13 protein-coding genes and 1 tRNA gene are annotated in these 13,789 nt (G+C 61.0%); 2 read left to right on the plus strand and 12 right to left on the minus strand.

Translation table 11 applies throughout. The annotated features are described in order from the left end of the window. Positions 1–2: 2 nt before the first annotated feature. A complete protein-coding gene (gene gndA / locus ACNAOT_RS12840) occupies positions 3–1,439 on the minus strand; it encodes an NADP-dependent phosphogluconate dehydrogenase (RefSeq protein WP_420178273.1) in 1,437 nt (478 codons plus the stop codon). Positions 1,440–1,661: 222 nt separating this feature from the next. Between gndA and ACNAOT_RS12845 the strand changes: the two genes are divergently transcribed. After that, on the plus strand, positions 1,662–2,390 hold the full coding sequence (locus tag ACNAOT_RS12845) for a FadR/GntR family transcriptional regulator (protein WP_420178274.1): 729 nt from the start codon (positions 1,662–1,664) through the stop codon (positions 2,388–2,390). A gap of 17 nt (positions 2,391–2,407) precedes the next feature. On the opposite strand, the gene ACNAOT_RS12850 is transcribed toward ACNAOT_RS12845, so the two are convergent. Genes ACNAOT_RS12850 through ACNAOT_RS12860 form a run of 3 tightly spaced genes read right to left on the minus strand, consistent with a single transcriptional unit; the run spans position 2,408 to position 5,190 of the window. Further along, a complete protein-coding gene (locus tag ACNAOT_RS12850; RefSeq protein ID WP_420178275.1) occupies positions 2,408–3,457 on the minus strand; it encodes an L-idonate 5-dehydrogenase in 1,050 nt (349 codons plus the stop codon). Continuing rightward, entirely contained in the window at positions 3,457–4,227 is a 771-nt protein-coding gene (locus tag ACNAOT_RS12855; protein ID WP_420178276.1) for an SDR family oxidoreductase, read from the minus strand. Before ACNAOT_RS12855 ends, ACNAOT_RS12850 begins: the two co-directional genes overlap by 1 nt. Positions 4,228–4,281: 54 nt before the next feature. Then, entirely contained in the window at positions 4,282–5,190 is a 909-nt protein-coding gene (locus ACNAOT_RS12860; RefSeq protein WP_420178277.1) for an NAD(P)-dependent oxidoreductase, read from the minus strand. A 70-nt stretch (positions 5,191–5,260) separates the two neighbouring features. On the opposite strand from ACNAOT_RS12860, the gene ACNAOT_RS12865 reads away from it, so the two are divergent. Next, positions 5,261–6,328 carry a D-2-hydroxyacid dehydrogenase gene (locus ACNAOT_RS12865; protein WP_420178278.1) on the plus strand — a complete coding sequence of 356 codons (1,068 nt, stop codon included), beginning with the start codon at positions 5,261–5,263 and terminating at the stop codon, positions 6,326–6,328. A gap of 8 nt (positions 6,329–6,336) precedes the next feature. On the opposite strand, the gene ACNAOT_RS12870 is transcribed toward ACNAOT_RS12865, so the two are convergent. The 8 genes from ACNAOT_RS12870 to ACNAOT_RS12905 all read right to left on the minus strand — a co-directional run bounded on the left by ACNAOT_RS12870 (position 6,337) and on the right by ACNAOT_RS12905 (position 13,493). Continuing rightward, positions 6,337–8,394, minus strand: coding sequence for an acyltransferase family protein (locus ACNAOT_RS12870; RefSeq protein ID WP_420178279.1), 2,058 nt, complete (start codon positions 8,392–8,394; stop codon positions 6,337–6,339). Positions 8,395–8,559: 165 nt separating this feature from the next. Then, positions 8,560–9,918: an MFS transporter gene (locus ACNAOT_RS12875; protein ID WP_364305909.1), complete on the minus strand. Its 1,359-nt coding sequence runs from the start codon at positions 9,916–9,918 to the stop codon at positions 8,560–8,562. Between the two features lie 143 nt (positions 9,919–10,061). After that, complete coding sequence (locus tag ACNAOT_RS12880) at positions 10,062–10,856, minus strand: IclR family transcriptional regulator (RefSeq protein WP_420178280.1); 795 nt, start codon at positions 10,854–10,856, stop codon at positions 10,062–10,064. 221 nt (positions 10,857–11,077) lie between these two features. After that, positions 11,078–11,368, minus strand: a complete 291-nt coding sequence (locus ACNAOT_RS12885; protein WP_091468068.1) for a hypothetical protein — start codon at positions 11,366–11,368, stop codon at positions 11,078–11,080. Between the two features lie 110 nt (positions 11,369–11,478). After that, positions 11,479–11,554: transfer RNA gene (locus tag ACNAOT_RS12890), tRNA-Val, on the minus strand. A gap of 66 nt (positions 11,555–11,620) precedes the next feature. Continuing rightward, the gene (locus ACNAOT_RS12895) at positions 11,621–12,577 is read right to left on the minus strand and encodes an NAD-dependent protein deacetylase (RefSeq protein ID WP_420178281.1); all 957 of its coding nucleotides are present in this window, start codon (positions 12,575–12,577) and stop codon (positions 11,621–11,623) included. Further along, positions 12,574–13,077 carry a peroxiredoxin gene (locus tag ACNAOT_RS12900; protein ID WP_420178282.1) on the minus strand — a complete coding sequence of 168 codons (504 nt, stop codon included), beginning with the start codon at positions 13,075–13,077 and terminating at the stop codon, positions 12,574–12,576. Before ACNAOT_RS12900 ends, ACNAOT_RS12895 begins: the two co-directional genes overlap by 4 nt. Beyond that, on the minus strand, positions 13,074–13,493 hold the full coding sequence (locus ACNAOT_RS12905) for a DUF3052 domain-containing protein (protein ID WP_026005795.1): 420 nt from the start codon (positions 13,491–13,493) through the stop codon (positions 13,074–13,076). Before ACNAOT_RS12905 ends, ACNAOT_RS12900 begins: the two co-directional genes overlap by 4 nt. Between the last annotated feature and the right edge of the window lie 296 nt (positions 13,494–13,789).

Here is a 13,789-nt window from a genome sequence, read left to right on the forward strand (position 1 = left end):
TGCTAGTGGGTGTCGACTGCCGAGATCTCGGACTTGTCTTCTCCCCACAAGGTGTGGAACGTGCCCTCGGTGTCCACGCGACCGTAAGTGTGTGCACCGAAGAGGTCGCGCTGGCCCTGGATCAGGGCAGCGGCAACGCGCTTGCGGCGCAGGCCATCGTAGTAGGCCAGCGAGGAGGAGAACACCGGTACCGGGATGCCCAGCTGAACTGCGGTGGCTACCACGCGGCGCCATGCCGGGAGGGCCTCGGCGATGGCCTTGGTGAAGGCCGGCGCGAACAGCAGGTTGGCTGGCTTCTCTTCGGCGGCGTAGGCCTTGGTGATGTCCTTGAGCAGTTCTGCCCGGATGATGCAGCCAGCGCGCCAGAGCGAAGCGATCTCGTCCAGCTTGAGGTCCCAGCCGTATTCCTTGGCAGCGGAGGTCAGCATGTCCAGGCCCTGGGCGTAGGAGACCAGCTTGGAGGCGTACAGTGCCTGGCGGACGTCCTCGACGAAGGTCTCGGGGATTTCCACGGAGGCTTCTTCGCCGGCCAGCAGTTCCTGGCCAAGCTTGCGCTGCTCGGCCTGGGAGGAGAGGCCGCGGGCAAAGACAGATTCGGCGATGCCGGAGATCGGAGAACCGAGCTCCAGGGCGGAGATGACCGTCCAGCGGCCTGTGCCCTTCTGGCCCGCAGCGTCCACAACCACATCCACGAACGGCTTGCCCGTCTTGGCGTCAACGTGGCCCAGGACCTCGGCGGAGATTTCGATCAGGAAGGAGGACAGGTCGCCCTTGTTCCATTCAGCAAAGATCTTGGACTGCTCGGCGGGCTCGATGCCGGCGCCGGAGCGGAGGAGGTCGAATGCTTCGCCGATGACCTGCATGTCGGCATATTCGATGCCGTTGTGGACCATCTTGACGAAGTGGCCCGCGCCATCGGTGCCGATCCATGCACAGCACGGTTCGCCGTCGACCTTCGCGGAGATCTTCTCCAGCAGCGGGCCGAGGGCGTCGTAGGACTCACGCGAGCCGCCGGGCATGATGGACGGGCCGTTCAGTGCGCCCTCTTCGCCACCGGATACGCCGACGCCTACGAAGTGGAGGTCCTTCTTGGCCAGCGCGGCTTCACGGCGGCGGGTGTCCTCGTAGTGCGAGTTACCGGCGTCGATGATGATGTCACCGGCTTCGAGAAGCGGTTCGAGCTGCTCGATCACGTTGTCAACGGGAGCGCCTGCCTTGACCATGATGAGGACGCGGCGGGGCTTTTCGAGGGAGTCGACGAGTTCCTGCAGGGTTTCCGTGCGGATGAAGTCGCCGTCCGTGCCATGCTTTTCGAGCAGGGCGTCAGTCTTATCCACGGAGCGGTTGTGGAGAGCCACGGTGAAGCCGTTGCGGGCGAGGTTGCGGGCCAGGTTGGCGCCCATCACCGCAAGGCCGGTGACACCGATGTGTGCTGACATCAAAACTCCAATTCGTTCGTGTGCAAACAGTCCCACCTACCCCCCTGGGGGCACGCAGGAAGCGAATTCAAAACCAGGGGCTGTAATAAACCATACGTATTAAAACCGTGGGCCGGAAAGCGGCGCCCACGTTTTGGAACGGCGCCGCGTCATAAACAGTCTATGATGCCGACCCGGATCCGACTGCGCACGGGACGTCCCCGCGCCACTATGCTTACCTCTATGTCAACCAGCCTCCACCACCGCGCCGTAGAGCATTTGGGCACCAGGATTGTCGGTGGCGCCCTTCCTACAGGCCACGTCATGCTGGCCGAGCATTTGGAAGACGAGCTCAAAGTATCGCGCTCCGTTGTCCGTGAAGCTGTCCGTGTACTGCAGTCGCTGGGGCTGGTGGAGACCATTAAGCGAGTGGGCATCCGGGTCCTCCCGGCCCACCGTTGGAATCCCTTCGATCCGCTGGTGATCCGTTGGCGGCTTGCCGGCGAAGGGCGTGGCGCCCAGTTGAGGTCGCTGGCCGAACTCCGTTCCGCCGTCGAACCTGTTGCAGCAGAGCTGGCCGCAGGAAACGCACCCGAAAGTCTCCGGCGGGAGCTGGTGGGCATCTCCCTTGCCATGAAGGAAGCCGGTGATGCCGGCGATATGGCCCGCTTCCTTGACCTCGATATCCGGTTCCATGCGCTGGTCCTCTCCGGCTCCGGGAACGAAATGTTTGCCAACCTTATTGGGCAGGTCACTGAAACCCTCACCGGCCGCACCGTCCATGGGCTCATGCCGGAACACCCCCAAAAGCAGGCGCTTCAGTGGCACATGGATGTTGCACACGCGATCGACGCCGGCGACGGTTCCGTCGCACGCGATGCCGCCGCCAAGATCATGCGGCAGACCATCGCGGAGTTGGCACCCAGCTGGAATGACCAGCCCCGCGTCTTCGTCCCCATCGCGCAGAACTGACTGTCGCCAAGAGCCAGCTACCGCTGGAAGTTCAGCAGCACCTTGCCGGATTCGGCTGAGTTCTTCGCCACCTGAAAGGCTTCCAGGGCTTGGGCGAGGTCGAACTCGTGTGTCACCACAGGATCGACAAACAGCGAGCCATCAGCCAGGGCATCAATGACCTCATCGATCTCGTTGTTGAAGCGGAACGAGCCAAGCAGTTCCAACTCGCGGGTGATGGCCAGTGAGATGAACACCGGCTGCGGTCCTGACGGCAGGAGCCCCACCATCACCACTTTGCCGCCGCGGGTAGCACCCTTGATAGCCGAGGCCAGCCCGAAATGGCTTCCAGAGGATTCAATAACGACATCGGCATCCACGGCGGCGATGGCATCCGCATCATCACCCTTAAGGACGTCATCGGCGCCAACGGCCCGGGCGATTTCCAAGGGCTTGTCATGCATGTCGACAGCGACGATCCTGGCCGCACCGGCACGCTTGAGAACGGCGACCACAAGCGCACCAATAGGGCCGCTGCCGATCACAAGCGTGGTCTTTCCCTTGACGTCTCCTGCGCGTCCTACCGCGTGCCAGGCAACACTGGCAGGTTCAACCAGGGCAGCGGTGCGAAGATCCAGGTTTTCCGGCAGCGGTCGCAGCATTCGCGTGGGCAGGTTGGCGTAGCGGCTGAACGCGCCGTCCGTGTGCGGGTACCGGGCAGCACTGCCCAGGTACGTACAGCCCGGGGACAGATTTGGCCGGTCCTCCGGGTACCTGACGTCACCTGAGGCAGGGGTAGCCGGATGGACAGCCACACGTGTGCCAACCCCGGGGCCGGCACCATCAACAGCTTGCCGGACCACCACGCCTACGATTTCGTGCCCGAGGACCAGGGGTTCTTTGAGGACGGACTCCCCCGCTGCACCATGCAGCCAATAATGCAGGTCTGACCCGCAGATCCCACCGTAGGCGATCTCCACCACCGCCTCATCGGGAGCAGGTGCCGTCAAGGGAATGTCTTCAATCCTGAGATCGCCCTTGCCGTGGGCGACTACGGCGGGGCCGAAGGCCGGGAGATTGATGCCCATCAGACCACCACCGTCATTCCGCCGTCGACGAAGATCGTCTGGCCGTTCACGAAATTGGATGCCTGCGAGGCGAGCCACACAGTTGGCCCGGCAAGATCGGCTACTGTCCCCCACCGGTTGGCCGGCGTCCGGCCCAGGATCCACGAGTTGAAATCGTCATCATCCACCAGGTTCTGGGTCATTTCCGTGTGGATATACCCGGGCGCTATGCCATTGATCTGCAAGCCGGAGGCAGCCCACTCTGCAGTCATGGCGCGGGTCAGGTTGCGAAGTCCACCCTTGGCCGCCACATAGGGTGCAATGGTGGGACGGGCCAGGTCCGTCTGGACAGAGCAGACATTGATGATCTTCCCCTGTCCCCGGGGGATCATGTGCCGGGCCGCTTCCCGGCCCACAAGGAAGGCGCTGGTGAGATTGGTGGTAATCACACGCTCCCAGTCCTTCACATCAAGGTCCAGCATGGGAACACGGTGCTGGATTCCGGCATTGTTCACCAGGATGTCAAGAGGACCCACGTTCTCCTCCACCCAGGCCATTCCTTCAGCGGCGGCCGTGGCGTCGGTGACGTCGAAGGCCAGGCTGTGGACCCATCCCTCCGGGTAGTCAGCAGCCATGGCCTGCCGGGCTGCTTCCAGCCTTTCGGCATTGATGCCATTGAGCACCACGGTTGCTCCGGCATCCGCAAGCCCCCTGGCCAGGGCGTTACCGATCCCCCGGCTTGAACCAGTGACCAACGCAACCCGGTCGGTCAGATCAAAAAGTCCATTCATAGTTTGTACGTCATTTCTTCTTCGGTTGGGCCGTCTCTTCTTCAGTTGCCCCGGTCAGTTGCTGTTCGACGCCGCGGCTGCCACACTCAGGTTTGCGATGGCCTGGCGAACCACGGCGAGGTCTTGGTCTCCGAGTCCTTGGCGCTTGAGTTCGTCATATAAATCGATTGCCGCCGAAGCCATGGGGACGGCGGAGCCAACCGCTTCAGCGCTGGTGAGCACGAAGCCCAAGTCCTTATGCATGAACTTGGCCGGCCCTGTCGGGGCATAGTCCTTGGCAGCCAGGCGGGGGCCTACGTTGTCCAGCACCCGACTTCCGGCCAGCCCTCCCGAGAGGACCTCGTAAAGCGCCACCACATCCATGCCGGAGCGTTCCGCGAGTTCGGCCGCTTCGGCCAGCGCCGCCGTCGTGGTTCCTACAATGAGTTGATTGCAGGCTTTGGCGAGCGACCCCGATCCAAGAGGACCCATGCGGCGCACCGTGGTCCCCATGGTTCCCAGGAGCGGCTCGAGCGCTTCGAACTGGCTTTCGGTCGCGCCCACCATGATGGCCAGGCTTCCGCTTTGTGCCCCGGAGGTGCCGCCGCTGACCGGCGCATCAACCACCGCGGCGTTGCCGCCGGATGCCTGGTGAACAGTCTCGCCGAACAGCCGGACTGCGGTTGGTGAGACGCTGCTCATGATGACGACGGCGGTGCCCGGCTCGGGTGGATCGTTCCGCCATGACTCGAGCAATTCCGTGGCCGCTTCCTCAATGAAGGGCAGGTCAGGGAGCATGAAGATGATGGTGTTTTCGTTGCGCAGCTCTGCAACGCTGGCTGCGCGGCGGACGCCGGAGAGGTCCTCAAAAACGGTTTCGGAGCGGTTCCAGGCGATGACATTCCATCCTGCGCCGGCGATGTTGGAAGCCATGGACGCTCCCATGAGTCCTAGGCCGACGAAGCCCACGCGTTTGCTGGTCACGGTAGGTAACACCTCACTTCTTTGTGGTCATCCAAGAGATTTCTGTTCAATATCCTAGCCTCCATTCAGTATGATGAACACCATGACGACTGACGAACTTACCATCGCAATCGCTGTGCCGCTCGAAGCAGAGCACGTAGAGCTGATCCGCGCTGTAGATCCCTCTGTAACAGTTTTTTACGATCCCGAACTTCTTCCGCCGGAAAGGTTCCCCGCCGATCACGCCGGCGATCCGGAGTTCAAACGCACGCCGGAGCAGGAGGAACGCTACTGGGCCATGCTAAACAGGGCCCAGGTCCTGTACGGCTTCCCTAACGAGAGCCCGGCCGGACTGGCGCGCATAGCAAACAGCAACCCGCACCTGCAATGGATCCACGCCATGGCGGCCGGAGCGGGTGGCGCCGTCAAGGCATCCGGCCTGGACACGGAAACCCTTCAAAAGTTCCGCGTGACGACATCCGCGGGTGTCCATGCGCTGCCCCTGGCAGAGTTCTCAGCCTTCGGCATCCTCAACGGGTTCAAGCGCAGCGCCGAAATGGCGCAGGACCAGGCCACCAAAAACTGGCCCGAGCTGAGGACGCCCACCAAGCTGGTCAACGGCTCCAAAGTGGTCATCGCAGGCCTCGGCGAGATTGGCATGGAGACGGCTCGAATCGCCCGGGCCTTGGGGATGAAGGTCAGTGGAACGAAGCGCACTGTGGAACCGATGGAGGGGATCGACGAGGTCACCACCAATGAGGGCCTCCCCGGCCTGCTGGCGGACGCCGACGCAGTGGTGAACACACTGCCCGGCACCCCATACACGGAGAAGCTGTTCAACAAGGACATTTTCTCCGCCATGAAGCCGGGAACCGTATTCGTCAACGTCGGCCGCGGCACCGTAGTGGATGAGGCCGCTTTGCTGGAAGCCCTGAACAACGGCCAGGTCTCATACGCCTGCCTCGATGTATTCGCGGTGGAGCCACTTCCGCAGGACAGCCCTTTGTGGAATCATCCCAAAGTTCTGGTGTCACCGCACACCTCGGCATTAAGCACAGCGGAAAACCGGCTCATCACGGAACGCTTCTGCAGCAACCTGCGCACATTCCTGGACGGTGGCGAACTCCCCCACCTGGTTGATCCGGTCCACTTCTACTAGGCCGGAAACTACCATCCTGTGGCGTCAAACCACCTCTCGGACAACGTCTCGGTCATGGTCCTGACGTAGGTACTCGAGAGGTGGTTGTCGTCGAGGTAGACATACACGTTGCCAACGATTCCCGGGCATGAAGATCCGTCGCAGATCAGGTCCGTCATGTCCAGGATGGACAAACCCGTGAAAGTACCCTCCAACTGATCCAAGGGATTGCTTTCGGCAAGCACCGACGACTGGGCTGGACGGCAGCGTGGGTCCTCTACGCCGGACGCCATTGCACACTCACTCGGGCTGAATGAGAAGCGCGGGTTGTCCCTCATGGCGATGACCTCAATGCCCTGGTCAGTGATCTCGCCAACCAGTTCGTCAAGACCCCAAGTGAGGTCCTCATCCGGCGAGTCTGTAACTGCTGCCGTCCCCACAAGGAAGACAGCATCGGGCTGATGGATACGGATGTGTTCCCGGACGTTTCGGTTGAAGGCGTTGCATTCGTCCCCTACCTCGTCCGTTTCGGTCATGAACGGGCAGGCCCCGAACGTGATGGCTTGGACACGCCACTGGTGCTCCTTGGCCAGGGGGCCGATGGCTCCAAGCCACTGCAGCGAATGGGACTGACCCACCACAAAGACGGTCCTCTCGGCGTCAGCACCGACGTCGTTCTGCTGGCACTCTGCAATCAGCACCGGATCCGTTGGACGAAGATCTCCGGTACATGTGCCGTCGAGCCTTCCCCAATCTTCCGGCAGCTGCTCAGGGGTGGGCAGCGTCCGCGCGCCTTCGCTAACAAGGTCGACATATCCGGGTAGCAACGCCCGCGCCCCCGGGTTATCGTCGGCATTCTGCGAAGCGATAATGTTCTTCGCCATTTGTTGCTGGTATCCGAACTGCACCATCGGAGCGGCAGCGACCGCAAGACAAACAAATACAGCCAACGCCAGACGCCGGCGCTTGGCCTCCGGCCATCGCCATGCACGCAAGGGTTGCTCCACAAACCGGGTAGTCAGGAACGCCAACAGCAGCGACGCACCCACGATCAAGGTGCCGGTGATCGCATCTGCATGGTCTTGGCCGATCCACACCAAAGTAATCACCAACAACGGCCAATGCCACAAGTAGAGCGCATAGGAGGTAGATCCCAGACCCACCAACAGCTTGGACGTAAGGATCCTGTCAACTCCGAAGCGACTGCCCGATTGCCCCGCGACAATGACAGCCACGGCCGCAAGGGTCGGCCACAAAGCCACAAAACCAGGAAACGCGGTCTGCACCTGAAGAAGGGCGCCACAGCTCAGCATGGCGGCCACCCCTGCCCAGCCAAGCACGCTTCGCAGTCCCCGCCCGGGCCGAAGATACGGAAGCAACAGCGCCACCAGCGTGCCCAAGGCAAACTCCCACAACCGGGCAAAGGTATCGAAGTAGGCCAATTCCTGATTGGCCGCCGTGAAATAGATCGAATACGCCAGCGATACTGCGAAGATCAGCCCGAAGACCCCAAGCAGCACGGCCCGGTACCGCAGATTCAGGCGGCGGCACACCCAGGCCGTGGCAACAAAGATGGCCGGCCAGAGAATAAAGACCTGCCCCTGGATGGACAGCGACCAGAAATGCTGAAACGGACTCGCCAAGCTATGGTCTGCCGCGTAGTAATTGACCACCTGGCGCTGGAGCAGCCAATTTTCGACGTAGAACAGCGAAGCCCATCCCTGGCTGACTATTTCGATCCAGCGTGTGCGGGGAATGAACACATACGTGGCCGCGAGAGTGCCAAGCAGGACCACGACGACGGCAGGCAGCAGCCGCCAGAACAGGTGCAGCCAGTGCCTCACCAGTGATACCGGCCGCGCGTCCTCGTAGCGGCTGACGAATTGCAACGTCATCAGGAACGCCGAAATTAGCAGGAAGACGTCCACTCCACCGGAAACCCGGCCGAACCAAATGTGGTAGGAGACGACCATGAGTACGGCCAAGGAACGCAGGCCCTGGATCTCAGGCCGAAACGTAGCCTTCCCTGCCCCGGCCCGGACCTGCCCGGTACTCTCCGGTGACGCAAGGCCCTTGGTTGCCGTCATCGACACGCTCCTCTTTCGCTGCACCAATTCTGCACTGCCACCCGCGAATTTCCACCACAGTCTGAGCCACTCATTTTTGTGTTCAGTCGCAAAACAGCGCGGCACCCTCTTGAAGGAGGTGCCGCGCTGTTTTGAGTATTCCTGGTGCAGGTGCTTCTGCGGAACCTACTTTGCGTCTTCGGTACTGACGAGGTCCCTGCCAGCCGTCTCAGGGGTAAAGAATGTGGTCACGAAGGAGATGAGCGCCAGGACCAGGGAGTAGATGGCCAGGACCAGCCATGAGTGGTTGGTGGCGGCCAACATCAGCGCGCCGAGCAGCGGTGCAAGTCCGCCAGCCAGGACCGCCGAGATTTCGCGACTCATGGCGACGCCGGTGAAGCGGTACTGCGAGCCGAACAATTCTGGAAGGAGGGGGCACTGGGGGCCAAGCATCGACTGGACGCCGATTGCAATGCCTACCGCCATGACTACCCATACCAACGTGACGTTCCCCAAAGTGACCAGGTAGAAGGCAGGAACCGCGATGATCGCCTGGAAGAGTGCGCCGTAGCGGTACACAGGAACACGGCCGAACCTGTCGGACAAGGCACCGAAAGTTACCACCATGACGGCGGCGAAACCGGCCGCGATCAGCAAACCCACAGGACCGATGGAGTTGTTACCAGCGAACACGCCCGCCGGCATGCTCATGAAGGACACCAGCAGCGCGGAGTAGATCGAAGAGTTGCCGTTCTCACCCATGCGAAGACCGATGCCGAGCAACACGTTCTTCTTGGAGTGCTTCCAGAGAGCGCCAATGGGGTTCTTGACCACGTTCTTGTGCTTCTCCAACTCCTGAAACGCGGGCGTTTCCTTGAGCTTGAGACGGATGAAAATGGCCACGGCGATCAGAATGAAACTGGCCAGGAAAGGCACCCGCCACAGCCACCCCTGAAGGACAGCCTTGTCCGCCATGGCAATGAGCGCGAAGGTGCCGGCACCGAGGAGCGTGCCCAACTGAATGCCGACAAACGGCAATGAAGCGAAGAACCCACGACGACGGCGCGGAGCCACTTCTGAAATCAGGGTCGTAGCGCCGGCTTGCTCGGCTCCGGCCCCCAACCCCTGGATGATTCTCAGCGTGACCAGCAATACAGCGCCGAGCATTCCGGCTTGTTCGAAGGTGGGCAGAAGGCCAATGGCAAAGCTTGCTGTTCCCATGAGCGCGATGGTGAGGATCAGCACCATCTTCCTGCCAAACCTGTCGCCGATGTAGCCGAAGATCAAACCGCCAAACGGACGGGCAGCAAAGCCAACGCCGTAGGTGGCGAACGACGCAATCAACGCACCGTCAGGGCCCAGCGGAGAAAAGAACAGCGGACCGAAGATCAGCGCCGAAGCCAAGCCATAAATGTAGAAGTCGTAGTACTCCAGCGCGGAGCCGACAGAGCTGGCCAGCGTAGCCCGCCGGAGCTGTTCCGGCTCAACTACAGCGTCCCCGGCCTCGGCCGCGAGCTTTTCATTTGCACGAGTTATCACAAGCACTCCCTCAAAATCACCCCGGGCCCCCGTTGGCCCAGCGAGATAGTGATGGCATCACCGCCAAGATCACTATGATGAACAGCGTACAGCTTGTTGAACGCACTGCCAAGGTTGTAATCAGATTTATTTAGAGCGTTTGAAAAGAACTAACCCATGGGGTTACCCAGGGAACGCGCCAATTCCTTAAGTTCCTTGACCATGAGGGCGCCCTGCTCCTCCGAGTAGGTGGCCTTGAGCGCTGTCACCGACAGGCCAAGGCTTGGGCCATGTGCCCCGTGGGTAGGGACCGGCACGGCCAGGCAGACTACGCCTACCGTGGACTCCTCATCCTCGAAGGCGTACCCCTGCTTGCGGATGGTGGAAATCTGGGCCTTGAGCTCCTCCGCGGTCTTGAGGGAGTTCGCGGTCATGGTGGGCAACTCCATGCCATCCGGGAACATCGCGTCCATATCGTGATCGTGAAGCTGTGCAATCAGGGCCTTGCCGACGCTGCAGAGCGAGACAGGCATCTTGTCGCCGATGTTGGACGTCAGCCTGACCGCTGGATGGCCCTCGTACCGTGCCAAATAGATGACATGGTCGCCATCGAGCATCGCAATTCTCACAGTCTCTCCCGAGAGCGTAGGCGCTTGCTCGCAGTACTTGTAGAACTCCTGCACCTCGTCCAGGCGACTGAGGTATGCAGCTCCCAGTTCCACAAGCTTCCTCCCCAAGGCAAAGTCGGCACCTTGGCGGGTAATGAGCCGCGCTTCTTCCAGCGCCAATAGCAGGTTGGACGTGGAGGACTTGGGAATTCCGAGTTCACGCGAGAGATCGCTCAGCGTCAGTCGGCCCGTAGGCGACTCGGCCAGCACCTCCAACACGGCTGCAGCGCGGGTGACGGCAGGCGCCGGCGACGAAGCGCCCAGCCCTTCGGAACGGGAGGTGCGGGAATCAGCCATGATTCTCCTTCGACATCGCAATTCGACTGTTCATTCTGCTGAACAATACTCATCATAGTGGAATGGGGGCGTCTCAGCAGGGTGAGTTGGGCCCAACGCGGCGTCTCCGGTGAGACCGTACTTTCCAAACCAAAAAGTTCTCTGTATATTCATCTTCGAGCTCTCCACCGCGGCATCCCCCAATAGTCGTGGTGGAGAGCTCATCCATTTCCGGCGTCAGCCTAAGCAGCAGCGAGTTCCTCGCCCCGGAGGCGCCAGCCCCCACCAGTTCCGTCCCTCACCAGTTCCCAGGTAGCGATGCCGGACCGCGGGTTGCTCCCCAGGCGGACCTGGACCTGCCAGACTTCAATATCAACCCGCCCTTGCCCCCTGGGCATCCGGCGGGACTGCTCCCACCAGGCAACCCGCTCAAACCACCGCACTGGTTCCACCACCATGCGCCACTCCCGGCCGCCCCTCATGATGACCGCCGGGGCGCCTGGCTCAACTGTGACGATGTGTACGTGCTCCATGGAAGAAACCGTAGGGTGCAGGTCTGACATTCAAGATCGCGGGCAGCTGGAAGGAGGCAAACAAAAAACCCCGCCCTCCAAGCCTTTCGACTTGAATGACGGGGTTTTCCTGGTGGGTCCTACCGGGATCGAACCGATGACATCCACGGTGTAAACGTGGCGCTCTACCAGCTGAGCTAAAGACCCAAACCGCGGCTTCCGTGCTTCGTAACTTCCTCCGCGCTTCAACCAACGAACAATGACTCTACATGATCAACCGCCCGAAACACCAATCGACGCAGGAGCTTGTGGAAGATCCGGCAAAGAGCGCGCAAGGTAGTCCAATGCGCCGCTGACTCCCAGTTCCAATTTCACTTGAGCAAAGTTGTCGCCGCGGGTAGTTCCCCGGTTGATGATGACCACTGGTTTTCCCGATTTTGCGGCGTGGCGCACGAACCGCAGTCCGCTCTGAACCGTCAGCGACGATCCCGCCACCAAGAGGGCGTCCGCGTTATCCACCATCTCGTAGGCGCGGGCCACCCTATCCTTGGGGACGTTCTCACCGAAGTAGACGAAGTCCGGCTTCAACGTCCCACCGCAAATGGGACAGACCGCCATCACAAACGAGGTAATGAGCTCGTGGTCCTCAACTGTTGCGTCAGCGTCCGGAGCCATCTCTACTACACCGGACTCCAGTGCCGCCTCCAGGAAACCAGGATTGATTTCTTCAAGGATCGCTGCGATCAAGCGCCGGGTGAAGGTGTGTCTATTGCTGAGGCAAACCACTTGGTCGAATCGACCGTGCAAGTCCACCACGTTGATGCTTCCGGCGTCCTCATGGAGCCTGTCAACATTTTGTGTAATGAGACCGGACAACAGGCCGCGACGTTCCAGAACCGCGACTGCCTTATGGCCGGCATTAGGATCGGCCTGCCTGAGGTGGGACCATCCGATGTGGTTCCGCGCCCAATAGCGCCGCCGGTTTGCCTCACTTCCCACGAACTCCTGGTAGGTCATGGGGTTCCGGGGCGCAGAACCGGGCCCCCGGTAGTCAGGAATCCCTGAATCGGTGCTCAGTCCGGCTCCGGTGAGTACAGCTAAGCGCTTCCCGCTTAGGAGATTCCCGGTAACCTCGAGTGCCTGCAACTCTTCGGGGTCAAGTTGCCCCACGGGCGCGGAGGGCATGCTGGCAAATCCAGTCATACCGACTCCGGGCCTGGGATGGTTCATGACTGCTGGTCCGCCAAAGACGACAACGCCCGGCGATACTCGGCAAAGTCCCTCGCTTGGCCGCGGGGATTGACAACGACATAGCGGATGACGCCTGTAGCGTCGATGATGAACGTCCCCCTTAGGGCCATTCCACTCGCCTCATCGAAGACGCCGTAGTCCCGTGCCACGGCCCCATGCGGCCAGAAATCCGCCAAGAGGTCGAAGCCAAAGTTCTCATGCTCCGCGTAGGCCCGTTGTGCGAACTTACTATCTACGGACAACGCCAGAACCGTGGCATTCGAATCCTTGAAGTCCGCGATGTTGTCGCGAATCTCACAGAGTTCGCCGGTGCAAATGCCGGAGAAAGCAAAGGGAAAGAACACGAGGACAACGTTGCGGCCCCGGTAGTCGGCCAAACGGACAGGCTCGCCGTACTGATTCAGCAGTTCAAAATCCGGCGCAAGCTGCCCCGCTTCAGGAACGAGCACCTGGGCCGGAGCCTGTTGGACTGCTGTCACTTGTTCTTCTTGGGCACCAAACGCGTGGCGCTCCAGTCCTTTGAGACCCCTGCCGATGTAGTCAGGTGTAGTCCTGAAGTGGGGGCGGCATCCTGGATGTCTGCAGGAGAAACGTAGTTGTCACGGCCTGACTTTGGCGTCAGTACCCAAACAACCCCGCCTTCCTTCAGGTTGGTGAGCGAATCCATCAGGGCATCAACAAGGTCACCGTCGCCATCCCGCCACCAGAAAACAACAGCATCCACGACGTCATGATCATCTTCATCCAACAACTCGGAGCCTGTGACATCTTCGATGTCGTCACGCAAGTCGAAATCGACGTCGTCGTCGTAGCCGCGTTCCTGAATCAGATCCCCATCTTTGAAACCCATTCTTTCCGCCACATTTACCGATGTGGCGGCGTCGGCCTCGCTCACGTTTCCTCCTTTTGCAGTGACTTCCATTACTAACAGCCAACACCCTTTGGGCGTGTGCTTCAAGCTATTGTCCCAGCCAGCGGCCATATTCCGCATTCCACACGGTGTTTGGACGCCAAGAGGATTGCGTGCTTTGCGTCACGGAGGCAGCGGGAGTGTGACATACAACGCCCCCAGGCGCCCACGGCTACGCATCGCGACGCCGCGAAAGCTAGAGTGGCCATGAGCGCTACGGCTGCAGGGCGACCGCCCCGAGAAGTTCCACAGGCAGCCAAGCGCTCACAAGACCTGCCCGG

The sequence above is a fragment of the Paenarthrobacter sp. TA1.8 genome (assembly GCF_048595705.1).
Taxonomy (GTDB): Bacteria; Actinomycetota; Actinomycetes; order Actinomycetales; family Micrococcaceae; genus Arthrobacter; species Arthrobacter nitroguajacolicus.